This window comes from Lachnoclostridium sp. (assembly GCF_031997925.1).
Classification (GTDB): Bacteria; Bacillota; Clostridia; order Lachnospirales; family Lachnospiraceae; genus Lachnoclostridium.
Genome location: NZ_DAMADT010000004.1, coordinates 174,510 through 201,491, shown reverse-complemented (window position 1 = coordinate 201,491; position 26,982 = coordinate 174,510). Strand labels below are relative to the sequence as shown.

Below are 26,982 nucleotides of genomic sequence, written 5' to 3'. Positions count from 1 at the left end.
ATCTAGCACATTGGTATAAGTTAATCTTGAACAAGTAGGAGTATCTAAATAGCATGTCCTAGCGATAACATAGAAAAATATTTACTTGGTATATAGTACTGGTATTTCCTATTTTATTAAACATATATATAGATTAGTAATAATGAAATTAGGAGGCGCATTTTATGAATGCTATTTATTTTGTTGCAGCAGGATCATTGTTAGGCATTATTTTTGCCTTATGCATGTTCCTACGTGTTAAAAAGCAACCGGAAGGTACAGCTGAAATGATAAAAATCTCAACAGCTGTAAGAAAAGGTGCAAAAGCTTACTTAAAACGGCAATATACAGGAGTGGCTATATTTTTCGGCGTAGTCTTTTGTATATTAATCGTTATGGCATTTAGTGGTTTCTTAAGCTTTTTCACACCTTTTGCTTTTCTAACAGGTGGATTTTTTTCTGGTCTCTCTGGTTTTATTGGAATGCATACCGCTACTATGGCTAACAATAGAACCGCAGAAGGAGCCTCAAAGAGCCTAAATAAAGGCCTCAGAGTAGCATTTTCTGCTGGTTCAGTTATGGGATTTACAGTAGTTGGTCTTGGTCTTTTAGATCTTTCTATATGGTATGTAATTTTAAATGCAGTATTCCATAACCTTCCTGATAGCGAACGAATTACAGAAATCACTTCGAATATGCTAACCTTCGGCATGGGTGCATCTAGTATGGCTCTCTTCGCCAGAGTGGGTGGTGGTATTTTTACGAAAGCCGCTGATGTAGGCGCTGATCTTGTTGGTAAGATAGAGGCAGGCATACCAGAAGACGATGCTCGTAATCCAGCAGTTATTGCTGATAATGTTGGTGATAATGTTGGTGATGTAGCAGGAATGGGTGCTGATCTTTATGAATCTTATGTAGGTTCTATTGTATCTACAGCAGCTCTAGCTGTTGCCGCAGGATTTGGTATCAATGGTGTTTCTGTACCAATGTTACTAGCAGCAATTGGGGTAGTAGCTTCTATTATTGGTACATTTTTTGTTAAAACCAAAGAAGGTGCTTCTCAAAAGAATCTTCTTAGGGCACTTAGGACAGGTACATACATCAGTGCTGGTATCATCGTTATTGCATCTTATTTTGTTATCAAACTATTGCTTCCTGATCAAATGGGCCTATATGTCGCGATTCTTTCAGGATTAATTGCAGGAGTCTTAATTGGAGCTATAACCGAATATTTTACTTCTGATACTTATAAACCAACTAAAAAACTTGCTGATTCTAGTGAAACAGGACCTGCTACTGTTATAATTAGCGGATTATCTCTTGGTATGCTTTCTACTGTTGTGCCTGTAGTAATCGTTGGAATTTCAGTTCTTGTTAGCTACTACGCTACTGGAGGTATAAATGACTTTAATATTGGACTTTACGGTATAGGATTATCTGCAGTTGGCATGTTATCCACTTTAGGTATAACACTAGCTACTGATGCATATGGTCCGATTGCTGATAATGCTGGCGGAATTGCAGAGATGACACATATGGATGCATCCGTAAGAGAAAGAACAGATGCATTGGATGCATTAGGAAACACAACAGCTGCTACTGGAAAAGGATTTGCGATTGGTTCCGCTGCCTTAACGGCACTTGCACTGATAGCTTCTTACATTGATAAGATCCATCAGATTAGTCCAGAATTAAAACTTGATCTAACAATCACGAATCCTAAAGTATTGGTAGGACTGTTTATAGGAGGAATGTTACCATTTCTTTTCGCTGCACTAACCATGAATGCAGTAGGAAAAGCGGCACAGTCAATTGTATTAGAAGTAAGACGTCAGTTTAAATCTATCATTGGGATTATGGAAGGAAAAGCAGAACCAGATTATGCTTCCTGTGTTGATATGTGTACAAAGTCAGCTCAAAAACTCATGATTGCACCAGCTTTGATTGCTGTTATTATCCCTATTGTCGTTGGATTTATAATGGGTCCAGAAGGTGTATCAGGTCTTCTAGCAGGAAATACAGTAACAGGTTTTGTACTGGCTGTTATGATGGCTAATTCAGGTGGGGCATGGGATAATGCCAAAAAGTTTATTGAACAAGGTGCACATAATGGAAAAGGAAGCGATCAACATAAAGCAGCTGTTGTAGGAGATACCGTTGGAGATCCTTTTAAAGATACCTCAGGTCCATCAATTAACATTTTAATAAAACTTACTTCCATGGTATCCATAGTTTTTGCATCACTTATTGTTGCTAGCTATATACTATAATTATCCAAAGCATGTGGCAAAAGTAATTATTTGATGAATTCAACCAAGTCAAAATATGATTTCATCGGTAATGTAAAAATCAAGGATGACATTAATTTAATAGAGGTAACAAATTTAATAATCTCCGAACATTTTTTAGATAGGATGTTCGGAGATTATCTCAATTCTAAAATTTCTTTTATAATAGCTAAATCTATAACATTATAGTCTTTAATTTCATCATCAGGAGACCACATTTCTAAGTCTGATATTTCATTATTTTCTGTAAAATTAGAAATAGATTCCGTTTTAGCATAATAAACAGCCCTAAATTTGAACTCATTATGCACATAAGGACTCCAATCATAGTTTCTAAGAATAATTACAATGAAATCAAATATAACCTAAATTCCGCACAAGGATAGTGCATACAAAAACAAAAATACCCGCATTACATCCTAATTAGTTGATGAAATGCTTATCGTTTTTTGAAATTTCATAAAAACAAAAATCACCGCTGATTTGTTCACAATCAGAAACTTTTTTGTATTTTGTTTTTATATACCTCATGCCGCATTTTAGCATTACCCGTCCACTTGCCGGATTGTCGATATGATGCCGTGTATGTACACTTTCAACGCCCAAAACAGAAAATGCAAATGTTAAGACACCCTTACATGCTTCCGACATAATACCTTGATTCCAATATTTTTGACTTAATGCAAAATGCACCTCACAATTATCGGCATCATCGAACGCATTAAGATAAATATAACCAATAGCCTGTGAATTGTTTTTAAGCACAATTACCCAATGATATGTTTCGGTATTTTTATACTCCTCAATCCATTCAATCAGAAGGGATTGAGTTTCTTCAATATTTTCATGGGGCTTCCACCCCCAAAATTTGCTTACTGCCGGGTTTGTCACCCAATTACAATACATATCTGATGCATCACTGCAAACGTATCGTCTGAGAATCAAACGCTCCGTTTCTAATGTTTGTGTACCGACATGATTTAGCATAATATTCTCCATTCTATTGAAAATAAATCCGTGGCAACTCTACCATAATGCACTCTGTTCATTCCTCTTGTACGCTGTTCACAATTTTCTTATCCGCGCCGAAAATTTCAAGAATCTGACGTTGCTTCTTCGTCAACACCTTTGTAAAACGTATCCGACTTCTTTCTGTCTATTGAGAATACACTTCCAAATCCTTAGAAAAAGTCATTCCTTTTTTCTACTAATCTCTATAATCTCAGTCCTTTAATATCCTTGATTCTTGAGAGAATTATATTACAGTCTAATGATAAAACTCCCGGTAATTTATACATAACATTATTTAAAAATACTTCCATTCCGTCATTATCCTCTGCTACTGCATGAACATGAAGTTTGTTTTTTCCGGATACTTGATAGATTTGTGTAACCGTATCATTTTTTTCTAAAATATCTATCACTTCTTGATAATATCTAGGCTCTATTTCTACCTCATAATAGGATGACACAGCACTGCTTATTTTTTGTGGATTAATAATGGTGGTATACTCTTCTATTATTCCTCTTTCCTCTAAAGCGCAAATCCTTGTTTTAACAGCAACTCGGGATAATCCGACAGCCTCACCAATATCTACATAACTCATTCTAGCATTTTTAGTAAGTAATGTAATAATTGTTCTATCTATCTCATCCAATCCATTTAAATACATGAACTCACACCCCTATTTTTTAATTTACTTCCATCCATAATAACATTTAATGGTTGTAAAAACAAGAAACCTTCTTTTGATTAACTGATATTGACATATTTAGGAACTAATGATAATCTTAATATATTACATAATGTAAGTTTTAGATTACATAGTGAAACAAGAGTCCAAAACTTGTTTAATTTATTTTTTTTATTTATTGTTTTATTGTTTTATTTATTGTTTAACTAAAAAATAGTGGAAAGGAATATTATATGTAAAAATGAAAATTACTAAAGATCTTCTTAATGGTAATGAAACAAAAACAATGATTAATTTTGCCATCCCCATGATCATAGGGAATATCTTTCAGCAATTATATAATGTTGCTGATACTATTATTGTTGGTAAATTTATAGGACCCAACGCCCTCGCTGCAGTAGGTAGTTCATTTACAGTTATGGTTTTATTAACCTCGATTATCATCGGATTTTGCATGGGCAGTGGTGCAGTTTTTTCTATAAATTTTGGTGCAAACGAAATTGACAAATTAAAAAACAGTTTTTTTACATCCTTTCTTTTTATTGGATTTGTCACCATTGTAATTAACTTATTCTCAGTTATATTTATTGATGAAATTTTAACCTTTATCAATATCCCTACAGAAGTTCTCAGTAATTCGAAGACTTATTTGCAGATTATCTTTTTTGGGATTGGTTTTACCTATATTTATAACTATGTTAGTGCCATTATGCGTAGCATGGGTAATTCCATCATTCCACTTGTATTTCTAATAATATCTGCTGTTATTAATATCGTACTGGATATCATTTTTGTCGTACCATTTGGTATGGGTATTTCTGGTGCAGCTTATGCTACGATTATTGCACAAGGATTTTCAGCAATTGGTATAGCAATTTTTTGTTTGTTTCATGTTCCTCAGATTCGTTTAAAACGTAAACATCTATATTTAAATAAAAATGTTGTAACAATGGTTTCAAATTACTCCATCCTCTCTAGCATACAGTATTCTATAATGAATTTTGGAATATTAATGATTCAGGGGTTGGTTAATAGCTTTGGTGTTTCAACAATGGCAGCCTTTGCAGCAGTAGTTAAAATAGAAAGTTTCGCTTACATGCCAGTACAGGATTTTGGTAACGCATTTTCTACCTTTATTGCGCAAAATATGGGAGCAAAAAAACAAGAACGTATTCGCACCGGAATACGCTCTGCTGTTAAAATAATTACAATTTATTGTATCTTTATTTCAGTTTTCATATTATTATTTGCAAAACCCTTAATGTACATATTTATTAATAAAGAAGAAACTGAAATATTAAAGATAGGTATTCAATACCTATGGATAGTAGCTGGTTTTTATTGCTTAATCGGGTATTTATTTATGTTCTATGGTTTATTTCGAGGACTTGGTAAACCTGGTATTTCAATTGTCCTTACTATAGTTAGTCTTGGTACGAGAGTTATATTAGCTTACATTCTTTCCTCAGTGTCTTTCATCGGTATAGTTGGTGTATGGTCATCTATCCCAATTGGTTGGGCCTTGGCAGACATTATTGGTATTATAATTACTAGATATCAATTAAAATCTAGTAATTTCTAATAACCGATTTCGTAATTTTCGGATTTCGATAATAATTTTATATCGATAATAATTCTATATCGAATATTATTCTATATCGATAATTATTCTATAAACACAAAGATTCCCTCTTCACATCTAGAGGGAATCCTTGTATCTTATTTTTTCTTTGTTGAAGCTGATGCCGCTGTTGATTGTGCGGAACCCTTCTTTTTTGGAGCTTTTTTTGGATTCTTATCTCCCATTTGTCTCACCTCCTCATTTGTTATATTTTGGATGACCATTAATACTATCTTATCTTTAATTCCATATATTGTCAATCTAAATTATTTCGTCTGTTACCCCTTCTGGTAGCTATAAGTTTTAACTTTCTTGCTAGAAGGATATTGTACAATGAACGAAAAAAGAAGCTTCTCCGTTACCGGAGAAGCTCTAAAATTACCATATACATAATGACAATTCATGTCTAAGATTATGGATTTACAATATTCAATTTATATCTTGTTATTCACTCGCAGCTACTTCTTGTCTTTTTGATCCTTTTACTGATATAATTTTTAGCTCTGGATCAATTTCGGAAGTAATTCCTTCTGGAAGTTTAATATCTTTGAAGAGTATACTATCACCAGACTCCATAGTAGACACGTCAATATCTATTTCATGAGGAATATCATGTGGTAATCCATATACTGGAATCGAATCTACATGACTATTCAAAAGTAATCTTTTTGATTCAAGAAATTCTGAACCAATAATTTTAAAAGATACCTCTTGTTTAACCGCCTCTGAAAGTGAAACTAATTGAAAATTCAAATGAGAGATTTCATTAATAAGAGGTGCTACATTGATTTCTTTTGCCATTACTGTATATTCTTCACTATTAGGATCTACAAGCTTAAATACAGCGTTTCTACCGTATTCTTTTAATGATTTTCTAAATTCATCCTTCTTAACAGCTATCGAAATAGATTCCATTCCTTTACCAAAAATATTACCTGGTAAATACCCATTCTTCCTTAATAATTTATTCGCACCCTTGCTAGTGCTGGTCCTTGGTACCATGTTTAATATTGCGGTTTCTTGCATGCTAAAAAAGCCTCCTTAATAATATTATATATTGAAATTATCATCTCAAAAGCCTTCTAGACTTTTAAATGAATATCCAAAGTATTAAATTCAATTTGAATTATCTATTAATTAATTTCAGATTATTCTATAATAATTCAGAGAAATGCAAAAGAAATAGAAGTTATTTTTCTAATATAAAATATTTTTCTCAATTTTTATTATGTATTTTTAATTATTGAAATTAATTATGCAATAAATTTAATTCTCACTCTAAATCGTAAATATTACGTTTCATTCATTATAATATATTTCTGTAAATAGTCAAGTCCAATTTTTATTTTCAGATAATTTAAGTATTAAAAAGTAGACATTTTAAAAATTCTCTCTCCCTTTGGAATTCTATTTTCTCTGTGTGGTTTGCATTTCTACGACTCTTTTTCGCTATACTTAATAAAAAGTCTTTAAAAATATCTAAAAACACTTTTAAAAAATTTCAAATAGCAAATGGTAAAAAAAATAAACCAAAGCATAATATGCTTGGTTTATTTTAACTTTTACTTTATTTATATTTTCTAATTATATATCCTTACATTTCACTCTATTGTTCTTGTTTATTCTCATCCAACAATTGCAAAATTTTAGGAGTGCATCGTCTTCCTCCGCAACTTCCGCTCCCTGCTGATGTTGCCTTTTGAACTTTCTCTAAAGTATCAGCACCATCTTTGATTACCTTCTTCATAGTGCTTTTACTAATTGCTTTACATATACAAACTTTCGTGTATTTGTCTAATATATCTTGATTTTCTTCTGACATAGCGTTTTCATCTCCTTCATAATTATTGATTTATCTTGTAACCATCTATAGATGTATGTTCTTATTTATATCGTCATCATGGTTTATAACTTATTTTAAATACTATAATTCTTTCCTTGTACTATGTCAACAGGATTACGTTTTATTTTATAACGGAGCGTTTTTGAATCATAAGAAATTTTAAAGCAATTTTGTCATATGAATTAAAAAATCTTTGCAACAATGCTTAAACAGCAGTATTGCAAAGACTTTAGCACATCAATTAATTGTGATCTTCTGTTTCGTTCTTGCCCTTATCGAAAACTTTTGTAATTATGAGAATTAATACCCCTAATACAATACTACCAACCTCTACATATCTTTTATATTCCCCAAAAATGTTCATAGCTTTAAATTGCAAGTTTAAGAATGATAATATAATAGAAAGAATACCTAATATTAATAAAACTGAACCAAATGATTTTAATTTCTCCATCATTGTTTTCCCCCTGTAATTTTATGTTATAACATATTTTATACTTTTCTAGTTTATCAAAAACTCTTGAGCTTTCTTCCGTACTTAGTATAATCCTTAGTTAAGAATCTTATTAGATATAAGCAATCACCCTTTTCGTGATGTCTTATAACTTGATTTATTTAAAGCAATGGTAGCACGGATTAGCTTCTTTAGTGCCTCCTCATTCACCTCATCTCCCTTGTGAAAATCAATAGCTCTTCTAGTGTTTCCATCAAGACTTGAATTAAAAATAACGTCGGGTCTTATAGTGATGCTCCTTTAGCGAATGTACTTTTCACGGAGTTCTTATAAGCCTCCCCAGTACAGATCATCCCATCATGAGACCACACAGGGATTCCTCTCCATTTCCACTCCTCAACTTTGACATTCTGATATGTAAAATTCATCCCCGATAACTCAAGCTCAACTTTCTCTTATGTAATTATTTCACTGTAATAACATTTTACTCCTAAATTGTATATCTTTACAAAACTATTTTCAATATTAAAATCTTCCAAATTATAAATATTGATTGCAAAGAAAGCTATTTCAATAGAAGGCTATTGCAAGTATTACTTAATTGAACCATATAAGATACGATATTGCCCACATTCTTAAATTTAGCCCCCGCTTTTGCTTCGCTAAAAAGCGGGGGACATCTTCTGTAAGGTTATATTGTTACTCACTACAAGTATTTTGCAGTGATTGACTCCTTGCAGTTTCTTAGGTTAGCAGGTGTACCTTCATAAAGAATCTGGCCGCCTCTACTACCACCCTCAACACCTACGTCGATAATCCAGTCAGCATTTCGAATTACATCTAGGTTGTGCTCTATGACAATAACGGTATTGCCCTTATTAACAAGACGGTCAATGAGGTTTAAAATGCTGGTAATATCGGACATATGCAAACCAGTTGTAGGTTCGTCCATGATATAGATATTACCCTTTTTACTTAATTCCTTGGCTAGCTTCAGGCGTTGACATTCTCCACCGGAAAGGGTGTCTAACGGCTGTCCCAGCGTCATATAATGCAAGCCAACATCGACCAAATGCTTTAATTTATTTGTTATTTCTTTTTGGTTAAAAAATTCAACCGCTTCTGCAACTGTCATATCAAGAACTTCAACAATAGTCTTACCATTATATTTATACTCCAAAACCTCTTGTTTGAACCGTTTGCCACCACATTCTTCACAGATGGTTTCCACAGAATCCATAAAAGAAAGATCCGTTTCTATATAACCCCGTCCTTTACATGCCTCACATGCGCCTTCTGAATTATAACTGAACAATCCGGCACTTACCTTGTTTTCATCGGCAAATAATTTACGTATATGATCCATAATCCCAGTAAAAGTCGCCGGATTTGAACGTAAATTTGCGCTGACTGCGGACTGATCGATAATAATGGCATCTGTAAATTCCTTTGCAAATACACCATTAACAAGCGTAGACTTGCCAGAACCGGCAACCCCTGTAACAACAGTGAAGATCCCTTTCGGGATTCTTAAACTAACATTTTTTAAATTGTGTAAGCTACTCTTTTTTGTTTCAAAAAAATCATTGCTTGTCCTTGGCTTACTCTTAATAGGCAGACTCCTTCCTATATATTCTGCTGTTAGTGTCTTGGCATTCAGAAGGTCACTATAGCTACCCTCAAACATAATCCTACCACCGCTTACACCAGCTTTTGGCCCGACATCAACAATATAATCGGCAACTTTTATTACATCAGGGTCATGCTCAACAACAATCACTGTATTACCTTTATCCCGCAATTTTACCAGCAGTTCGTTAAGCCTGTGAACATCTCTTGGGTGTAGTCCGATGCTTGGTTCATCAAAAATATAGATTGCATCCGTCAAGCTGCTTGTAAGTTGCTTGACCATTTTAACACGTTGCGATTCACCACCGGATAATGTAGATGTTTCTCTATCAAGGCTTACATAATCGAGTCCTATTTGAATTAAATCATTCAACCGCTCAGTCAAATTTTTAATAATAGGCTTTACTTTATTATCCTCAATTTTTTTTATTAATTCCAGAAGCTCGTCCACTTGCATAGCCGTCAAATCTGAGATGGTATATCCCGTGATTTTCGAAGATAACGTACGTTCGTTATATCGTTTGCCACCGCAATCATGGCATCGTTCTTCTGTTGTGAACGGAGCGATTTTCTTCTTTGACGCCTCTGATTTTTCAAACTCGGTTTTGACGTTCTGTCTTATAAATCTCTCAACAAGACCTTCATAAGTGACGTTTATTCCTAGGCTGTCCGATTTGATTTTCTCCGGTTTATGATATACAAGTTTGTCATATTCCTCTTTCGAATAATCCTTAATTTTTTTATCACAATCAAAAAAGCCTGTTGAGGCATACTGTTTCCACTGCCATGTACCAACTTTTAAGTCCGGTAATAAAATCGCTCCTTCATTTAACGATTTTTCTATATCCAATGCTTTATCAAGGTCTAGCGTAACAATCTTTCCTATGCCCTCACAAGTCTTGCACATTCCATTGGGATCATTAAATGAAAAATACGAGGATGGGCCTATATGCGGCTGCCCGACTCGTGAAAACAGTAACCTAAGTAATGGATTGATGTCTGTTATTGTTCCAAGAGTTGAACGCGAGTTACCGCCTATCCTCTTCTGATCAACAATAATCGCTAACGATAGGTTTTCAATTGCATCAACATCCGGATGACCATACTTAGGTAAAAAACCTTGAACGAATTTGCTAAAGGTTTCATTTAACTGCCGGCCAGCTTCCTGAGCGATCGTTTCAAATACTATCGATGACTTGCCTGATCCTGACACACCGGTAAAAATTGTGATCTTCTTTTTCGGAATTTTCAAGCTGACATTCTTTAAGTTATTAGCACGTGCACCTACTATTTCAATATAATCATGTTCCATATTTGGTCTCCTTATTCTATATTAAAACTCTAATAAGACTATATAATTGCAATACTTGGATTCATATTTTCAATTTTATCAATATCTAATACTCTTATAATTTTTTTCTGTTTACTACTATGAGCTGACATAAAGGGCTCCTAGACCCATAGCAATTTGAATTAACTTTAAATCTAAAATATACAACTACGCTTCATAAGTCAATACAATTTGTAAATATGACTCAAGGTAAGCCTTCGATAATTTACTTAACCAATATTCTCTTAAAATTCATTCCTAAGTTCTCATCCTCACATATACCAGAAACTATCTTATTCCTATTGTATCCCATTATAATTTACTTGTTTTATTACTTCATATTTTTACTCTTGTGAATATTTTCAAAATTAGTATGAATTAGTCACCTATAATTCATACTTGTAAATAATCACCAACTATTGTCCATAAATAACAAATATATACAATTACTTTTTTATACAATCATACTATAATATAACCAAATCGAAAATAATTTTGTAGATGTAGATACTTTCTATGATCGGCAGCGACTTTTATACTTCTTAGCCTTGTTAAAATGACAAATCCTAAAGAGAGAATATTGTGTATTGAAAGACTCTAACGAAAAGGATATATGGTTAATTATTATAGATTACTTAGCTGCAGGTTTTCTTATTACTGCTCGTAAATACTCTATATGTATTCATGTTAAATTCAAAAACAAAATGACTCACAAAATGACTATATAATTTCATAATGAATATTATTTTCCCAAAAGACTCTTATTGTTAAAGTGTTTTCATTGGATATTAATATGCTGATTTTCACTGGATTTTTCTGCTTGTAACCATTTGTAAGTAAGATAACGGTTTTCATTGTATTAAGAGAAAAAACAGTTAAGTGGTACAGCATTTATATCGGCTTACCTGACAGTTTATAGAATCCAATATTGATTAGGAAAGGAGGGGTGGATGAACCTAGGGCTACAACCTAGGGCTTTTCAGTAAGCTATTAACTGCCATGATGAGTATAAATAATAAGAAAGGGGATTATTATGAAACATTTTAAAAAGATTATAGGGGTAATACTGTCACTTGCATTACTAATTACAATGATACCTGCTGGTACAGGTATTGTAAAGGCCGCTACGGGAAAGAACATAGTAGCTTATTTCCCGAACTGGGGAATCTATAATAGTGCCCACCGCACTATGACCGTTGGTATGATTCCATGGGATAAGATCACAGTAATAAATCATGCCTTTTTTGAGGTGGATTCTTCCTTTAAGCTGGCATCCACCGATACCTTCGCTGACTTTGACAAGATGATGGATCATTCCGAAGGCTGGGATACCAATCAATTAAGGGGACATTTCGGAGAGTACAAATATTATAAGAATCTCTATCCGAATGTCAAAGTAATCGTATCCGTTGGTGGATGGACAAGGGGTCAGAATTTCCATGCAATGGCTGCTACATCTTCTACCAGAGCGGTATTTATTCAGAGTGTTATTGATTTTCTAAAAAAATATCCATTTATTGATGGTGTTGATCTTGACTGGGAATATCCAGGTGTTAACAGGGTAGCAGATCCTAATGACCAATATGACAGAGGATGCCCGGGAGGACCGGAGGATAAGCAAAATTTCACCTCACTATTACGCGAAATACGTCAAGCATATAATACCAATGGCTTAAGCGGTAAGATGTTGACGATAGCTGTGCCTTCAGGTTATGACAAGCTTGCCCTACAGGAGCCGGATGTATATGCCCAGTATCTAGACTTTTTAAATGTCATGACCTATGATATGCACGGAGCATGGGAAAATACGACGAATCATCAATCTCCACTCTATGCAAATCCTAATGACCCATGTCCTACTTCACCTATTGACATTAAGAACAGGTATAATACGGATTCCGCTATGAAGACCTTACAGCAGGTATATAAGATTCCTGCTGAGAAACTGTTGGTAGGATCACCTTATTATTCCAGAGGATGGAAAGGTGTTACTGGAGGAGTTAACGGGATGTATGCAAATGCAACTGGAGCACCAATCGGTACTTGGGATAATCCTCAGTCACCTGGCGGTCAGTATCCGTATTTCACCTTAAAGACCATGGAAAACCAAAATGGTTATGTGAAATACCGCGATGATACTTACGCAAAGACGCCTTGGTTATATAACGCATCTCAGGGAATAGTTCTTAGTTATGAAGATACCACTTCCATAAGTGCAAGATGTGATTATATTAATAGTAACGGATATGGCGGTTTAATTGCTTGGGAAATCTCAGGAGATACCAGTAATTTTGAATTAACAACTCTTGCTTACCAAAAACTGATTGGCGGTACCACCCAGTCTGTGGCAACACCGACATTTAATCCTGCAGCTGGTACTTACACTAGTGCTCAGACCGTAACAATTACCTGCGCAACTTCAGGAGCTGAAATTCGTTATACGAAGGACGGTACGGAACCTACGGCTACCTCTACTCTTTATTCTTCTCCTCTTACGATAAGTACTACAACAACCTTAAAAGCAAAAGCATTTAAGAGTGGAATGAATAGCTCAGTAACAGCAACGGCAGTCTATACAATAGGCAGTACCCAAACAGTAGCAACACCTGTATTTAACCCAGCAGGAGGTTCTTATTCAAGTGCTCAGACGGTAACAATTACCTGTGCAACTTCAGGAGCTGAAATACGTTATACTACAAACGGTACGGAACCTACGACTTCCTCTGCTTTATACGCTTCTCCTATTACAGTAAGTTCCACAACTACCATAAAGGCAAAAGCGTTTAAGAGTGGTATGACCAGCTCAGCTACGTTCACACAGACCTATACAATCAGCTCTACTCAAATAGCTGCATGGGCAGTTGGAACTGCTTATAAGGCAGGTGACCTGGTAACCTATAGCGGAAAGACCTATAAGTGTATCCAGCCACATACAGCTTTAGCTACCTGGACCCCTGATGCGGTACCGGCACTTTGGGGATTAGTGCAATAGCTTAATGAAATGTTTATGCCACACAAGTTCGCAGGATTGCGACAGAATGGAGGATTATATGTATAAAATAAAATCATTAAAAGCAATAGCTATCATTTTAGCATTTGTTATAGTATTTACCCTGTCATCCAATACAGTCGTTAAAGCCGCTTATCCGACCTGGCAGGCGGGTACTACCTATAAAACGGGTGATATTGTATCCTATGGAAGCAATAACTATCAATGTATCCAAGGTCACACAGCACTTACAGGTTGGGAACCACCAATAGTCCCTGCACTTTGGTCATTATACAGTGGTGGGACTACGCAGACCGTAGCTACACCTGTATTTAACCCGGCGGGAGGAACCTATTCTGCTTCACAAAGTGTAACCATTACTTGTTCGACTGCTGGAAGCACTATCCGTTACACCTTGAATGGAAGCGAACCTACCTCTTCTTCTACTGTCTATAGCGGAGCTATCATGGTCGCATCCACTACCACAGTAAAAGCTAAGGCTTTCCTCTCTGGTATGAATGATTCTCAAACGGCTACCTCTACTTATACCATTAATAAAAGCGATACTGTAGCAACTCCTGTATTTTCAGTAGCAGAAGGAACCTACTATGGAAACATAGATGTTGCCCTTACCTGTGCAACAAATAATGCTACAATTCGTTATACAACAGATGGCACCACTCCTGTATCAACCTCCAAGATATATACCGGTGTAATAGCAGTTACAGCAACTACTACAATCAAAGCCTATGCAACCGCTTCCAATATGAAGGATTCCGCTGTTGCAAGTGCCAAATATACGATATCAAAGAACCAGACAGGTCTTCCTACTCATATCTTGACCGGTTACTGGCAGAATTTCGATAACGGTGCAAAGTGCTTAAAAATCAGTGATGTTCCACAGACCTATAATATTATTGCGATAGCTTTTGCTGAAGCAACGACCACTGCTGGCGAAGTTACATTTAAACTGGATTCTAATCTTGCTTCCAAGTTAGGCGGCTATACCGAACAGCAATTTATCAACGATATAGCAGCAGCAAAGGCAAAGGGACATAAGGTCATCATATCTGTAGGTGGAGAGACCGGTACAGTAAGTGTTAATAATGCAACCTCCGCTACTAATTTTGCTAATAGTGTATATGCACTTATGGTAAAATACGGATTTAACGGTGTAGATATTGACTTAGAAAACGGAATCAATGCGACCTACATGACTTCTGCATTACGCCAACTTTCCGCTAAGGCAGGCGCAGGACTAATCATTACAATGGCTCCTCAGACTCTTGACATGCAATCTGTGAACTCAGGGTATTTCCAAGTAGCATTGAACATCAAGGATATTTTAACTGTAGTTAATACCCAGTACTATAACTCCGGAAGTATGTTAGGTCAGGATGGTAAGGTATACTCCCAAGGTTCTGTGGATTTCATAACTGCTCTGGCAGCAATTCAGCTAGAAAATGGACTTCGCCCAGATCAGGTTGGTCTTGGACTTCCTGCTTCCACAAAAGGAGCTGGTAGCGGTTATGTTGCTCCAAGTGTTGTAAATTCAGCTCTTGATTGCCTTACAAAAGGTACCAGCGGTGGTTCTTATAAACCTCCTAGAACATATCCTTCACTTCGCGGTGCAATGACATGGTCTATCAATTGGGATGCAAGCAATAATTATGATTTTGCTAATACAGTTAGTTCCAAATTAAAGACTCTTCCGTAATTAGTTAAATCTATGAAATCAGCACCACCGAAGAAGAATATAGGGTAAATAGTATAATCAGTACGATGCAAGCTTTATATTTCAAGAGGGTGAGTTTGATTATATATAATCAAATATTATAATCAAACTATTAATAACAAATAAAAAGCACATTCATTATTTCGATATATTTAGAAACAATGGATGTGCTTTTTTATTAGATTCTTTTAAGAATTGGCTCTGTCACAACATATTGTTGATAATTATTATTTTTAGAGCAGAGCTATTTATGCTCTGCTCAATAGCCGTATATTTAGTTCACTTTTGTGAAATATTGTGAATATGTTTTGATGTAGATTATGCTTATACTGTGGTGTTAATCCTAATATAGTAATCGTCGTATCGAAACTCTTTATTTGTGTCGGGATAAAATTGGTTCAAGATAAGTGCATTTACTCTTTCCGGTTGATTTGATGGAGCTTTCATAATAATTTTTGTTACTTCAAAATCATTCGCTAATTCTGTCGCCATCATATGTATAATTTCCGAAAAATACGCCTGTTTTTCAAACGAAGATAGTAAATCCAATCTTAATATTCCGACAGGCGTTTCTGTACCAAAGAACCATTTTCCCCATGGCAAAGGCGCAATTTCAATTGTTCCGATAACACTACTTGTATCTTTACTTATTATGCTCCACCTAACAAATTGTCTGTTCTTGTATTCAGTTTGCCAAGCATTTTTTAATTCATCAGAAGATTTTAAATTCCATTCGCCCGAAAAACCATCACGATTCTCATGTTTTAATGTTATAGGGTCAGTGTATACTGTAAACAAATCTTCCGCGTCTTTCTCATTTACGAGCCTAAAGATAAAATTTTGGGTTTCATAAACTGGACACTCATCAAACGGATTAATTTTTTTCATCTTATAACCTCCGATAATATAAATAATCTGTAGTTCACCTTTGTAAACAATTGTGAGTTAACTTGCAATACAAATCATACATCAAATTACATGATTTTACCATATTAACTTAAAACATAAATGTTCAGAATATCAACAGTATGTTGTGACAGAGCCTAAGAATGCCTTGTATATGTGAATACCCTTTTCTTTAACCCTGCCATATTCATCAGTAGTCCATCAATGATGTTTCATAAATCCGTACGATATAGCATCTCTAAGTGCATTTATTTCTGTTCCTGCCAAATTATAGGAAGGCTCAACTATAACAACATCCTGATTGCCACTTATGCCACTTGTAGGGCGTATATCGATTGTAAAAGTTATTGCCCTATCTAATTTACAAGCCTATACTTTCAATTTAACATTTAATATCTCATCCTACATTCTTCTCTCTCGTATCCTGTAAGGCATAAACTAATTGGCATAAGACTAATCATTTTTCATAGAAAGTCCCTTCTCTATAGCGTCCTGTATGATTTGATGACAACACTTACCCAATGGATTGTTCTTCTGGCAATTTGAATTTTTCATTGCTCCAGTAAGTTTCAAGACATCTTCCATATTTTCGGCACCCTCTTTTATTACAGCATCAAGTACCTGTTCCTCACTTACTTTACTACAATAGCAGACATATTTAGGATTAGCGTCTTTTTTAAACCAAAGTGGTACTTTTACTTGCTGCTTATTAAATTTGACATCTGTTTGTGTATTATAATAAGTAATACTGCACTCCTCGTCCATGCATAAAAAATAATCATTATCACAGACTTGATCAATTAACTCATCAAGTACCAAATGCCTAACTGTAAAATTTTTTACAAGAGTACCCTGCTTTCCACATACAGGACACAAATTATTTATTTGTGCCTGACAAGAAGATTGCATTGAATTTCCACAACAACAACATTCAGTTTCTTTTTCCATTCTATTTTATTACCTCTCTTCATTTAATTTTTTAATCCCTATAACACAATTTCATCCTTTTTATAAACAATTTATCCAAGGGAAAATATATCTACGGAAAATATAACTACAAAAGTTTATCATATATAACCATAAAAGAAAAGAGATTGCTATAATAAGCAATCCCTTCATCTCATTATATCTTCTTATCTATACAGGATAAACATTCTTTATTCGTAAAATAAAATAAAACCAGCTCCATTTACCCTTGAATATATTATAAAGATTCCACAAAGACCTAGTTCCTTGAAAAAAACATCTATATAATCAATTAAATTATGGATTAAAGATACCACCATGATAGCAAATAATTTCTTTCGCATCATATTTCTTAATTTTTTGCATTGATGCTTCTGCTTCTTTAGGATCCAATGTATATTGGGGATTTGCAATTACTAACTCTCCATTTTCAATCACTGCCACATCCCCTGCAATCATAACCTGCTTCTGATTAAGATAAACAGAAATATGTCCTGGTGTATGTCCTGGTGTCTCAAGGATGGTACATCCCCCACACCACTCAAAATAATCTCCATCTTGGACTTCAATATCAACTTCAACAGGTTGAACATTTTTTAAAATATTACAAAACTCCAATCCAAAAGCCCTTTGTTCTTCAGGTAAATAAGGCTGCATTTCCTCTGCTTGCTTTAATCGCAGAGACTTTAATTTACCAGAAATATATGGCGATTCCTTTTTCCCCGCAATCACCTGTATATGCGGATATTTCTGCTTTAATGCATATAATGATCCCATATGATCATGGTCTTGATGCGTAATTAAAACGTGGGTCAAATCTTCACATTTAAGGTCGTTTTCCTCCATCACCTGCTCAATCGCAGGGAGAAAACCGGTATATCCGCAGTCAATTAAGATCATATTCTTATCATCAATTAAAACAGTTGGATATATTGCATCCTCGATTTCACCAAACTTGAATTTTATTTCTAAAACTATCATTTTATTCATTTTTAAATCCCTCATTATTTTTTTAATAAAATCTTATCTTAACGGTTAATGTATACAAAATTGGCAAAGGTTATGTAATTCATAATCTCTTTAGCCTTGCCTTCTTTTCTAATATCTCTCTCGCTATTTAAATTGAATGCCTTTAATGGAAAGTTTCGGTTTCTTAATGTCACATTACAATTGCATTGCATGTTACATAGCTCTTCTTTCTATGTTTCTTCTATATAATACTAAATTATGGCTGTAAACTCAAAGATAATTTTCTAATAAAGCTACAAAAAACCTCACCCTGGGAATACGCATATTCAGGACGAGAACTGTGCTTCGTGTTACCACCTTTATTCATTCATCCCTCACAGAATATACCACATCAAGTACGGGTAAATATGAATTTAAAATTCACCTCTCTGTTTGTGAGGAATATTGATTTTAAGCAAGTATCTATTGTATAATATTTCCATGTGGCTGATTTGTAATAGTTATAAAAAGTTAACCATACAAAGTATACCATTGTCTAATAGATATTAAATAGAGGGGGAGCGATAATGAAAAAGATAATTTCAATAATTATTCTAACAGCTTTATTTGCTGTATTTTGGGGAGGTTGTTTAAAAATGACTAATGAAAATGACGTGGATTCTTTAAATGTAGGAAAAAGTTTAACTACGATTGTTCCAAATGAAAATGAGCAAGAAGATAATAAATTATTTGACTTTAACCTATATTCTACAAATAAAATTATTATCACATTCTGCCACAATGGTTACTATTTATTGCAAACAAAGGAGGGAATCAAAATCCCTTCTCAAATTTATATTTACTTAAAGTTGCACTTTTTTATCGCCCAATTAGAATATTTTTGAGAAAAAGCAAAATAATATCTTGTATATCATACCTTATAAAATTATTTGTATGTCAATATGTAAAAAATGATATGTAATTTTAGAAATGTAGACGGTTCATAATCAGCTTAAGTATGAAAACGTCTGTGACTCAAGTTTGTAGTCTATGGAAAGGCATGGTTATTAAGATGGTAAAGTATACTAGTGGCTCAGAATTACCGGTTGGTCTAGGTTTAGCACTTGAACAATATAATGCTATGGATCATTTTTTCTCTTTATCTGCGGAAACACAACAGCAGATTATAGATCACACTCAAACAATACAGTCAAAAAATGAAATGCTTAATTATGTTCAATCTATTGTTACAAAATGAAAAAAACTATTTGCTGATCACAAAAATGGGTTGTCTCATTAGAACGCATATCTAATGAAACAACCCATTTTATTTTAAATCGTTATTTATAGTTCTGCAATCGCTTCGATTTCACAAAGTACACCCTTTGGTAGCGCTTTTACAGCAACACAGCTGCGGGCAGGTTTTGAAGTGAAATAACGTGCATATACTTCATTAAACGCTGCAAAGTCAGCCATATCGGCTAAGAAACAAGTGGTTTTTACTACGTTTGAAAAATCAACGCCTGCTGCTTTTAACAGAGCACCTACGTTTTTACAGCTTTGTTCCGCTTGTGCAGTGATTCCTTCTGGTACTTCACCATTTGCTGGATCAACCGGTATTTGGCCAGAAGTATATACCATGTTATTACTGATAAATCCTTGTGAATATGGACCGATTGCACCAGGGGCATCGGTTGTTTTTATTTCTATCATAATTTTCTCTCCTTCTTGCGCATTATTTGCACATTATGGAGTTTGTGTTTTGTCGCAAACTCTATAAGGCTGTTGAAATTTTGCATGTAATCATTGTATCATTAGCATGCGTTTTCCAACAGCCCTTTCTCTCCTTTACTTACTCTTCCTATTCTATGAGATTTATAAGGAGATAACAATACCTAAATAACATCCGTACCCTTCTTACGAAGTACTACACCAGAACGATTGCCGGTATGTTTGCCCCCCGATACGGTGAGTGAGCCGTTAATCATCACATATTCAATTCCTTCTGGATATTGTGCTGGTTCAGTGAATGTTCCCTTGTCAATAACTGTCTCTGGATTGAAGATCGTGATATCCGCAAAATAGCCTTCGCGAAGTTCACCACGGTTTACAATATTAAAGGTAGTTGCTGGTTTTTTAGTCATTTTGTAGATAGCTTCTTCCAAAGAGAAAGTGTTATCTTCTCGAACATATTTTCCTAAGATACGTGGGAATGCGCCAAATACACGTGGATGAGGCTTACCGCCTAACAAACCATCGGTGCAGGCATTCATTTCTGGACGTTTCATGAAGAGTTGAACATGCTCTTCTGTGCCGTAGAAATCTACCATTCCAACTGCATTTTCTTCTTCTAGTAATAAATCAAAGGTAGCTTCATATGGATCTTTGCCACGTAGCTCACCCAACTGTATCAAGCTCAAGCCAATCGCATCTTCGTTCTTTTTGGTCTTCACGCTGGTAACGAAGATTTGATCAAGGCCGGCAAATTCCACGAAATTGTCCCAACCAGGGATACCGTGTTCGATATCGTAAACCATTTTCTTACGAAGTTCATGTTCGATAACTTTATCAGTACCGCCATCATGTACCCAAGGTGGCAGGATAACACCAAGCATTGTACTTCCAGCTACATATGGATACTGGTCAAAGCTAACGCGGATTCCTTCTTTTTTCGCTTTCTCAAGCAATTCTATAACTTTGTCAATCTTATCCCAGTTTTTCTTACCGCATACCTTAAAGTGAGAATAATGGATCTTTACACCAGACTCACGGCCAATCTTGATAACTTCTTCCATTGAATCGAGAATGGTATCTGCTTCGCTACGCTGATGAATTACAAAAATACCATCGTATTCTGCTACTACTTTACACATTTCAATAATTTCTTTGGACTCGGAATAAGCACATGGCATATAGATAAGACCAGTAGAAAGGCCGACAGCACCTGCTTCCATTTCTCTACGGGTGATATCACGCATTTTTTGGAGTTCCTCATCATTTGGAAGGCGCTTTTCTAGACCAATAGCTTCCATACGGATATTGCCGTGAGGTACTAGGTAGCATTCATTCAATCCTGGTTTAACCTCTTCGATCATTTTTAAGTAGCCTTCTGTATTTTTGAATTCCCAATTGATTTCGTCACTGTCACCATCAAGACCAGCAAGATTTTTACGCCATGGGCTGATATATTCAACCGGAAGTGGTGCCATCGAAATACCGTCTTGGCCTAATACTTCGGTAGTAATGCCCTGTCGTACCTTTGGAGCCACTTCAGGCTCAATCAGAATACGTAAATCACTATGGCTGTGAGTATCAATGAAACCAGGAGCTACAACAAGTCCAGTTGCATCAATTACTTCCGCGTCACCTTCGTCCGCTACAGTTCCAATTTTAACAATTTTTTTATCCTCTACAAGGATATCTGCTGTAAATCTTTGATTACCAGTACCATCGATAATCATACCATTTTTAATTAATGTTTTTGCACTCATAAAATTTACCCCTTCCAAATCCTTATAATATTAGTCATTTGTAAATTCAATTGGTGGAGCAGGTTCTACACCCATTTTCCGTTCGATTATAGAAATCATAAAAATAACAATAAAAGCAGCAACACCACCTGGAACTATAGCGCTTAATCCCCATGGGTTCTTTAAAGCATAAATCCATAATGCAGCAACTCCAGTACCAGTTAAAATGGAAATAAATCCAGCACGTTTCGTAACATTTTTATAGAATAAACCACAGATAAAGGCAGCAAATGGACCAGCACTACGTAGAGTAAAGGCTGTCATCATAACACTGATGATATTCGAAGCGGATAGTGCTATAAAAAGACCTACAGCTCCAACGATAACCATGGTTACACGGGAAACCCAAACTTCTTTTGCATCGTCCTTTTCACCCTTGTTAATATAAGGACGGAATACATCGTTTGTGAACATTGTAGCAGTACCGATCATATTACCTGAAGCACTACTCATGGTTGCTGCAACGATAGCAGCAAGTACAAGACCAGCTACGATGGAAGGAGCAAATTGAATCGTTGCTTCTGCCAAAGCATTCTTCTGAGCTCCACCATCAGCATATCCACTGATACAAGTATAAGCGATTAAACCAATGATTGCAGGTACGATAGCATATGCTGTTGAAACAATACCAGCAATCAAAGAACCAACTTTAGCACTCTTACCATCTTTCGCAGAACAGAAAGTTTGAACAATTTCCTGGCCTGTTGGGAAAGTCATATAATACATAGCGATATATCCGATAATGGTTGGAAATCCAATTTTAATCATGCTAAGCAAATCTAAATTAGCTCCACTGCTGTCGGTAACAGTTTTAGCTTTTGCAAATAGTTCAGAAAATCCTCCAACAGCGGAATTGTTTACCATGATAAACATAGCAACTGTCATACCTACAGTGATAAAAAGAACATGCATAATGTTAGCTGCAGCTACGGATTGGAAACCGCCGATCATGGTATAAGCAATAACTACGATGGTAGTAATAATGGCAGCAATCTTAAATGAAAGGCCAGTTACTACAGAAATGATTGATGCGGTAGCAATTATTTGAGCACCGGTAGCCATGAACAAAGCTGCAATGGATGTAACAGCGGTGAAAATGTGCGATGCTTTGCCATAACGTAAGCTAATGATTTGCGGTACAGTATTTGCTGATGCTCGACGAAAATATGGAGCAATAAAAGAAACTAGTATAAATCCAATACCGGCAGCAATTACATACCAGCTTGATGATAGACCATATTGATATACGTTGGTTGCTATACCGGTCGTACTAGCACCACCTGTGTTTGCTGCGAACAGCGTACCAGCAAGTACGACTGGGCCTAAGGATTTGCTGGCCATTAAAAAGTCGTCGTTGCTTTTACTTGCTTTTTTCCTTGAAACTAAGAGGCCTATGGCAACTGTAGCTGCCATATAAAGTAGGATAATTATTAATGATGTAATTTGAGTATTATTCACAAAAAGTTCCTCCTCATTTTTTAATTAACAAAAGCCTTATGTACGTCATAGTAAAAACCTGTTACTTTAAAAAGCTCATTAACCTTGAAAACTTATTAACTTTGAAAGCTCATTAACCTTGAAAGCCTATTAACTTTGAAATATTAATAATTTTTGTGAGCTATATTTTATGTCGCTATGGAGGTCTTGACTTGGTGTCATGTTGAACCTCTTTAAAACATTCATTCATTGAAATTCTCCTTTGTGTATTTATATAAAATGGTACATAACGCTTCTAAATTAATTCGAAACACATGCAACAGCTTCAACTTCAACTTCAACTTCAGAGTATCCGCTGTGGTAATAATTTTTTACAACAATCTGTATTGTAATAATATTTTATTATTTATATAACTTGTTTTATGTAATAATGTATAATTCAACATTTGCTATATCTATATATTAGCACATATTTCACAATAGTCAACCATTCTTTGCAAAATTTTAATGAAATATTGTAATAATAATTTATTATCACGCAGACTTGATTTTGTTAATAAAAGATGATAAAATTAATAATTATATTATTATTCAGTTATATCCTATTATTATTTTGTATTATCCACGTTGACTAAGCAAACTTTGTGTAGCGTCACATGATAACCGCATTTTTTACGATTAATTTAGATAGAAAATGAAATTAGAATTATTTTTTTATATAAATATCACCGTGAATAGTTCAGTGTAATAATTACTAAATTTTTATATGTGAGGGAGTTGAAAAAATGAAAATCTCAGATTTCGAACAACTCGTTAATTTTATCGGGGAGTCACTAGGAGAACACTGCGAGGTTGTTCTGCAAAATTGCAGCAAAGGCTGTATTGAAACGATTGTAAACGGACATATCAGTGGTAGAAAAGTGGGCGCACCACTGACTGATCTTGCTAAGAGAATAATCGAAAACAATGATTGGGAAGAATATGATTATATCACTGGTTATGAAGGACGTACACAAGACGGTAAACTGCTTCGTTCCTCCACATTTTTTATTAAGGATAATGGAAAACTTATCGGGATGCTCTGTATTAATTTAGACACTTCCCATTACAGTCAGATAAGTGAATTACTACTTAGCCTTGGTGGTCTAGCAATGTCCGGTAAGGCGGTATTAATCGGAAATGAACACGATTCCAATCAGGAAACTTTTGTGAATAGTATTGAAGATTCGTTTACTTCTATTATTAGGAACCTTTACGGAAATGAGATACCGGATAATTTTACACAGGAAGATCGACTAAATATCATACAAAACCTGGATGAGAAAGAAATATTCGAAATAAAAACTGCGATCTCGTATATTGCACCAAAACTAAAATGCAGTGAATCGAGTGTATACCGATACCTTCAAAAGGTACGAAAAGAAAAGTTAAAAAGTCATTTAACCTGATAACAAAACTATGGTTATTGCCATATGTCTAAATTAATAGACCTCCGTTTCCTTTGAGCGTAATAGTACGATCACCGATCCGGAAGTCTTTTTTTGTACTTAATTATTAATATGCTGTTGCCTTAACCAAACCTGCATCATCAGCTTTTGTGGTAATAACTTTGCTAATAAATGGCTACTTTTTGTATAAATACCATAAACAGAGATATCTTTATTTTTTTTTGAATCTTTTAATGCTTTTTTAGCAACAAGATTTGGTGATACCATACCAGAAAAATTATTTGTACCTTTTTCTGCTCCAATTACTCCTCTGTCAATCAACCCCGTAATCATCCAACCTGGACACACGGCAATTGCATTTATTCCTTTATCTTTAAGTTCAACATGTAATGCTCTGGTATAATTTCTTACAAATGCTTTGGTTGAGCTATATATATTCTGATATGGCAATGGCTGGAATGATGCCTGGGAAGAAATATTTATGATGTGACTTCCTTTTTTCATGTATGGAATACATATTAGTCCCATTGCTACAACAGCACTAATATTTAAGTCAATCATATTAATAGATACCTCTATACTCAAGTCATGATAAGAACAGAACTTAGCAAACCCCGCATTATTTATAAGGTATTTTATACATACGTCTTCTTTCTTTAATAAATAATCAAGTGACTTTACTTCCTCTAATTTTGATAAATCTTTTGAAAAAACTTTTATCTTACTTCCATATTCGTTAACTAATTGATCTAATCGCTCTTTGTTTCTTGCAATTGCCCAAACTTCTGTTATTTCCTTTTCTCTATACAATAACTTTAGAAACTCCTTACCCAATCCACTGTTAGCACCAGTTATAATAGCAATTTTCTTCTTACTCATAACTTATCTCCTTTGTACGCGTTTATATGTTTAATTCTTTCACCCTATCTCTTAAAAATAAAGAAAAGCTTGTGAGCTTTTCCTTGTTATGAATTATGCCTTTATTCAAGAGTTATATGTTTACAATTTCAATAATATTTATAAATAACTGATTTGTACCGAGCAATTTATTAAATGTTTTTAAAAAGAAAAGAGATTGACTATAACTATAGCCAATCCCTTTCACTTACTTTTCTTATTACATTAATCAGATGTTAATCTCTCAATTGCCTCATCCTCTGTGGAAACAAAAAATACATTCTTCCCATGATTACTTTCATACATGAGATCTTTTAAAGGCTTACTCGTATAGATAGAGAAGTCTCCGACAATAGCAACTTTCACATCATAATTGATAAACTTTTGGAGTATTTCTCCTGCAAGACAAGTACTTAATTTAAAAAAGTCTTCTGTTATGGTTGCCTTATTTAGAACTATCCGGTTACTACCTGTTTCATAATTTACAGTCATTATCAGATCAAGAGCAGACTGAACATCGGTTATCAATTGATCCTCACTGTTAATCAATGCAATTGGAATGTTATTTTTTATTATTGTTTTAATATCCATAATTTTAATCCCCTTTCACTTATCGTAATGTATTATTTGTTTATCTTGCTGTCTACAAGTAGCGATATTACGCTAAGCATCTCTTCCATGAATTTTAATTCGCCCCAAAGCAATATCTTCAGTTTATTATCTTTTTCGTGATATTTCATATTTAACGTTGAATTCTGCATCTCGGGGTCTTTGCCATTCATAACGGCAATAAGAGTATTCGATATCATCATATACTGTTCTTTATCTATTTGCTCTATATCTAAAACGGTTGATACATTGATTTTTCTCTTTACCATATTTAAGAGCGTTTCATTGGTGGAAAATTCAACAAATTGCTCTCCCTCTCTCTGATCTTTACTATTTTTCATAAAAGAGTTTAAATCATCATCGGATACTCTCCACTGTTTTCCGACTTTACTTGCTCTTAATTTACCGTCTGATATGAAATTTCTTATTGTTTTATGGTGCATATCTAGAATTTCTGCTACTTGATTAATTGTATAAAATTTGTCTTCCATATAAAATTACCCCTTTTTGAATCAATTAGAATAGTATTTTATATATCACAATATTACTTATTACATGTATTATACTTTGATATACATTATTGTATTTTATATATTTTATTGTACTTTGTTGCACTTTGTTGTATTTTATTTATGTTTATTATACTTTAAAGCTATTCCGGTTGTCAATACTCTTGTAT

Annotated in this window: 23 protein-coding genes; 7 read left to right on the top strand and 16 right to left on the bottom strand. The window is 34.5% G+C overall.

Annotated elements, in window-relative coordinates; translation table 11 throughout:
• Positions 1-164 precede the first annotated feature (164 nt).
• Positions 165-2,249 (top strand): sodium-translocating pyrophosphatase, encoded by a 2,085-nt coding sequence (locus RTP52_RS05000; RefSeq protein ID WP_312107534.1) that lies wholly within the window; start codon positions 165-167, stop codon positions 2,247-2,249.
• A 155-nt stretch (positions 2,250-2,404) separates the two neighbouring features.
• Here the strand turns inward: RTP52_RS05000 and RTP52_RS04995 are convergent, their stop codons facing one another.
• The 3 genes from RTP52_RS04995 to RTP52_RS04985 form a co-directional block, all read right to left on the bottom strand.
• A complete protein-coding gene (locus RTP52_RS04995; protein ID WP_312369602.1) occupies positions 2,405-2,578 on the bottom strand; it encodes a hypothetical protein in 174 nt (57 codons plus the stop codon).
• A gap of 112 nt (positions 2,579-2,690) precedes the next feature.
• Complete coding sequence (locus RTP52_RS04990) at positions 2,691-3,254, bottom strand: GNAT family N-acetyltransferase (RefSeq protein WP_312369600.1); 564 nt, start codon at positions 3,252-3,254, stop codon at positions 2,691-2,693.
• 227 nt (positions 3,255-3,481) lie between these two features.
• The gene (locus tag RTP52_RS04985; protein WP_312107239.1) at positions 3,482-3,940 is read right to left on the bottom strand and encodes an Lrp/AsnC family transcriptional regulator; all 459 of its coding nucleotides are present in this window, start codon (positions 3,938-3,940) and stop codon (positions 3,482-3,484) included.
• A 262-nt stretch (positions 3,941-4,202) separates the two neighbouring features.
• Between RTP52_RS04985 and RTP52_RS04980 the strand changes: the two genes are divergently transcribed.
• Positions 4,203-5,543: an MATE family efflux transporter gene (locus tag RTP52_RS04980; protein WP_312369598.1), complete on the top strand. Its 1,341-nt coding sequence runs from the start codon at positions 4,203-4,205 to the stop codon at positions 5,541-5,543.
• 483 nt (positions 5,544-6,026) lie between these two features.
• Here the strand turns inward: RTP52_RS04980 and RTP52_RS04975 are convergent, their stop codons facing one another.
• The 4 genes from RTP52_RS04975 to RTP52_RS04960 all read right to left on the bottom strand — a co-directional run bounded on the left by RTP52_RS04975 (position 6,027) and on the right by RTP52_RS04960 (position 10,820).
• Positions 6,027-6,608, bottom strand: a complete 582-nt coding sequence (locus RTP52_RS04975; RefSeq protein ID WP_312107241.1) for a 50S ribosomal protein L25 — start codon at positions 6,606-6,608, stop codon at positions 6,027-6,029.
• Between the two features lie 580 nt (positions 6,609-7,188).
• The gene (locus tag RTP52_RS04970; RefSeq protein WP_312369597.1) at positions 7,189-7,404 is read right to left on the bottom strand and encodes a (2Fe-2S)-binding protein; all 216 of its coding nucleotides are present in this window, start codon (positions 7,402-7,404) and stop codon (positions 7,189-7,191) included.
• Positions 7,405-7,666: 262 nt separating this feature from the next.
• Positions 7,667-7,882 carry a hypothetical protein gene (locus RTP52_RS04965; protein WP_312105677.1) on the bottom strand — a complete coding sequence of 72 codons (216 nt, stop codon included), beginning with the start codon at positions 7,880-7,882 and terminating at the stop codon, positions 7,667-7,669.
• A 703-nt stretch (positions 7,883-8,585) separates the two neighbouring features.
• A complete protein-coding gene (locus RTP52_RS04960; RefSeq protein WP_312369594.1) occupies positions 8,586-10,820 on the bottom strand; it encodes an excinuclease ABC subunit UvrA in 2,235 nt (744 codons plus the stop codon).
• Between the two features lie 1,051 nt (positions 10,821-11,871).
• On the opposite strand from RTP52_RS04960, the gene RTP52_RS04955 reads away from it, so the two are divergent.
• Positions 11,872-13,830, top strand: a complete 1,959-nt coding sequence (locus tag RTP52_RS04955; protein ID WP_312369592.1) for a glycosyl hydrolase family 18 protein — start codon at positions 11,872-11,874, stop codon at positions 13,828-13,830.
• Positions 13,831-13,888: 58 nt separating this feature from the next.
• Positions 13,889-15,544 carry a chitobiase/beta-hexosaminidase C-terminal domain-containing protein gene (locus tag RTP52_RS04950; protein WP_312369590.1) on the top strand — a complete coding sequence of 552 codons (1,656 nt, stop codon included), beginning with the start codon at positions 13,889-13,891 and terminating at the stop codon, positions 15,542-15,544.
• A 342-nt stretch (positions 15,545-15,886) separates the two neighbouring features.
• Here RTP52_RS04950 and RTP52_RS04945 read toward each other — a convergent pair whose 3' ends face one another.
• The 3 genes from RTP52_RS04945 to RTP52_RS04935 form a co-directional block, all read right to left on the bottom strand.
• The gene (locus RTP52_RS04945; protein ID WP_312105685.1) at positions 15,887-16,450 is read right to left on the bottom strand and encodes a GNAT family N-acetyltransferase; all 564 of its coding nucleotides are present in this window, start codon (positions 16,448-16,450) and stop codon (positions 15,887-15,889) included.
• A gap of 471 nt (positions 16,451-16,921) precedes the next feature.
• Positions 16,922-17,416: a Csac_0668 family 2Fe-2S cluster-binding (seleno)protein gene (locus RTP52_RS04940; protein WP_312105687.1), complete on the bottom strand. Its 495-nt coding sequence runs from the start codon at positions 17,414-17,416 to the stop codon at positions 16,922-16,924.
• A 315-nt stretch (positions 17,417-17,731) separates the two neighbouring features.
• A complete protein-coding gene (locus tag RTP52_RS04935; RefSeq protein ID WP_312369588.1) occupies positions 17,732-18,424 on the bottom strand; it encodes an MBL fold metallo-hydrolase in 693 nt (230 codons plus the stop codon).
• Between the two features lie 545 nt (positions 18,425-18,969).
• Between RTP52_RS04935 and RTP52_RS04930 the strand changes: the two genes are divergently transcribed.
• Together RTP52_RS04930 and RTP52_RS04925 are read left to right on the top strand one after the other, a co-directional pair.
• Positions 18,970-19,287, top strand: a complete 318-nt coding sequence (locus tag RTP52_RS04930; protein ID WP_312369586.1) for a hypothetical protein — start codon at positions 18,970-18,972, stop codon at positions 19,285-19,287.
• 113 nt (positions 19,288-19,400) lie between these two features.
• The gene (locus RTP52_RS04925) at positions 19,401-19,640 is read left to right on the top strand and encodes a hypothetical protein (protein WP_312369584.1); all 240 of its coding nucleotides are present in this window, start codon (positions 19,401-19,403) and stop codon (positions 19,638-19,640) included.
• An 86-nt stretch (positions 19,641-19,726) separates the two neighbouring features.
• Here the strand turns inward: RTP52_RS04925 and RTP52_RS04920 are convergent, their stop codons facing one another.
• The 3 genes from RTP52_RS04920 to RTP52_RS04910 all read right to left on the bottom strand — a co-directional run bounded on the left by RTP52_RS04920 (position 19,727) and on the right by RTP52_RS04910 (position 23,370).
• Complete coding sequence (locus RTP52_RS04920) at positions 19,727-20,095, bottom strand: RidA family protein (RefSeq protein WP_312369582.1); 369 nt, start codon at positions 20,093-20,095, stop codon at positions 19,727-19,729.
• A gap of 182 nt (positions 20,096-20,277) precedes the next feature.
• Positions 20,278-21,873 (bottom strand): N-acyl-D-amino-acid deacylase family protein, encoded by a 1,596-nt coding sequence (locus RTP52_RS04915; RefSeq protein WP_312369580.1) that lies wholly within the window; start codon positions 21,871-21,873, stop codon positions 20,278-20,280.
• Positions 21,874-21,903: 30 nt separating this feature from the next.
• Positions 21,904-23,370 carry a sodium:solute symporter family protein gene (locus tag RTP52_RS04910; protein ID WP_312369578.1) on the bottom strand — a complete coding sequence of 489 codons (1,467 nt, stop codon included), beginning with the start codon at positions 23,368-23,370 and terminating at the stop codon, positions 21,904-21,906.
• Between the two features lie 764 nt (positions 23,371-24,134).
• On the opposite strand from RTP52_RS04910, the gene RTP52_RS04905 reads away from it, so the two are divergent.
• Complete coding sequence (locus RTP52_RS04905) at positions 24,135-24,797, top strand: helix-turn-helix transcriptional regulator (RefSeq protein WP_312106649.1); 663 nt, start codon at positions 24,135-24,137, stop codon at positions 24,795-24,797.
• 99 nt (positions 24,798-24,896) lie between these two features.
• On the opposite strand, the gene RTP52_RS04900 is transcribed toward RTP52_RS04905, so the two are convergent.
• The 3 genes from RTP52_RS04900 to RTP52_RS04890 form a co-directional block, all read right to left on the bottom strand.
• Positions 24,897-25,676, bottom strand: a complete 780-nt coding sequence (locus RTP52_RS04900; protein WP_312106651.1) for an SDR family NAD(P)-dependent oxidoreductase — start codon at positions 25,674-25,676, stop codon at positions 24,897-24,899.
• 243 nt (positions 25,677-25,919) lie between these two features.
• Positions 25,920-26,285, bottom strand: a complete 366-nt coding sequence (locus RTP52_RS04895; RefSeq protein WP_312369576.1) for a DUF4180 domain-containing protein — start codon at positions 26,283-26,285, stop codon at positions 25,920-25,922.
• A gap of 32 nt (positions 26,286-26,317) precedes the next feature.
• The gene (locus tag RTP52_RS04890) at positions 26,318-26,794 is read right to left on the bottom strand and encodes a helix-turn-helix domain-containing protein (RefSeq protein ID WP_312106655.1); all 477 of its coding nucleotides are present in this window, start codon (positions 26,792-26,794) and stop codon (positions 26,318-26,320) included.
• Between the last annotated feature and the right edge of the window lie 188 nt (positions 26,795-26,982).

Excerpts from the sequence above, each read along its gene's own strand:
- RTP52_RS05000 (WP_312107534.1), top strand. The coding sequence starts at position 165 with ATGAATGCTATTTATTTTGTTGCAGCAGGATCATTGTTAGGCATTATT.
- RTP52_RS04990 (WP_312369600.1), bottom strand. The coding sequence starts at position 3,254 with ATGCTAAATCATGTCGGTACACAAACATTAGAAACGGAGCGTTTGATT.
- RTP52_RS04985 (WP_312107239.1), bottom strand. The coding sequence starts at position 3,940 with ATGTATTTAAATGGATTGGATGAGATAGATAGAACAATTATTACATTA.
- RTP52_RS04980 (WP_312369598.1), top strand. The coding sequence starts at position 4,203 with ATGAAAATTACTAAAGATCTTCTTAATGGTAATGAAACAAAAACAATG.
- RTP52_RS04975 (WP_312107241.1), bottom strand. The coding sequence starts at position 6,608 with ATGCAAGAAACCGCAATATTAAACATGGTACCAAGGACCAGCACTAGC.
- RTP52_RS04970 (WP_312369597.1), bottom strand. The coding sequence starts at position 7,404 with ATGTCAGAAGAAAATCAAGATATATTAGACAAATACACGAAAGTTTGT.
- RTP52_RS04965 (WP_312105677.1), bottom strand. The coding sequence starts at position 7,882 with ATGATGGAGAAATTAAAATCATTTGGTTCAGTTTTATTAATATTAGGT.
- RTP52_RS04960 (WP_312369594.1), bottom strand. The coding sequence starts at position 10,820 with ATGGAACATGATTATATTGAAATAGTAGGTGCACGTGCTAATAACTTA.
- RTP52_RS04955 (WP_312369592.1), top strand. The coding sequence starts at position 11,872 with ATGAAACATTTTAAAAAGATTATAGGGGTAATACTGTCACTTGCATTA.
- RTP52_RS04950 (WP_312369590.1), top strand. The coding sequence starts at position 13,889 with ATGTATAAAATAAAATCATTAAAAGCAATAGCTATCATTTTAGCATTT.
- RTP52_RS04945 (WP_312105685.1), bottom strand. The coding sequence starts at position 16,450 with ATGAAAAAAATTAATCCGTTTGATGAGTGTCCAGTTTATGAAACCCAA.
- RTP52_RS04940 (WP_312105687.1), bottom strand. The coding sequence starts at position 17,416 with ATGGAAAAAGAAACTGAATGTTGTTGTTGTGGAAATTCAATGCAATCT.
- RTP52_RS04935 (WP_312369588.1), bottom strand. The coding sequence starts at position 18,424 with ATGAATAAAATGATAGTTTTAGAAATAAAATTCAAGTTTGGTGAAATC.
- RTP52_RS04930 (WP_312369586.1), top strand. The coding sequence starts at position 18,970 with ATGAAAAAGATAATTTCAATAATTATTCTAACAGCTTTATTTGCTGTA.
- RTP52_RS04925 (WP_312369584.1), top strand. The coding sequence starts at position 19,401 with ATGAAAACGTCTGTGACTCAAGTTTGTAGTCTATGGAAAGGCATGGTT.
- RTP52_RS04920 (WP_312369582.1), bottom strand. The coding sequence starts at position 20,095 with ATGATAGAAATAAAAACAACCGATGCCCCTGGTGCAATCGGTCCATAT.
- RTP52_RS04915 (WP_312369580.1), bottom strand. The coding sequence starts at position 21,873 with ATGAGTGCAAAAACATTAATTAAAAATGGTATGATTATCGATGGTACT.
- RTP52_RS04905 (WP_312106649.1), top strand. The coding sequence starts at position 24,135 with ATGAAAATCTCAGATTTCGAACAACTCGTTAATTTTATCGGGGAGTCA.
- RTP52_RS04900 (WP_312106651.1), bottom strand. The coding sequence starts at position 25,676 with ATGAGTAAGAAGAAAATTGCTATTATAACTGGTGCTAACAGTGGATTG.
- RTP52_RS04895 (WP_312369576.1), bottom strand. The coding sequence starts at position 26,285 with ATGGATATTAAAACAATAATAAAAAATAACATTCCAATTGCATTGATT.
- RTP52_RS04890 (WP_312106655.1), bottom strand. The coding sequence starts at position 26,794 with ATGGAAGACAAATTTTATACAATTAATCAAGTAGCAGAAATTCTAGAT.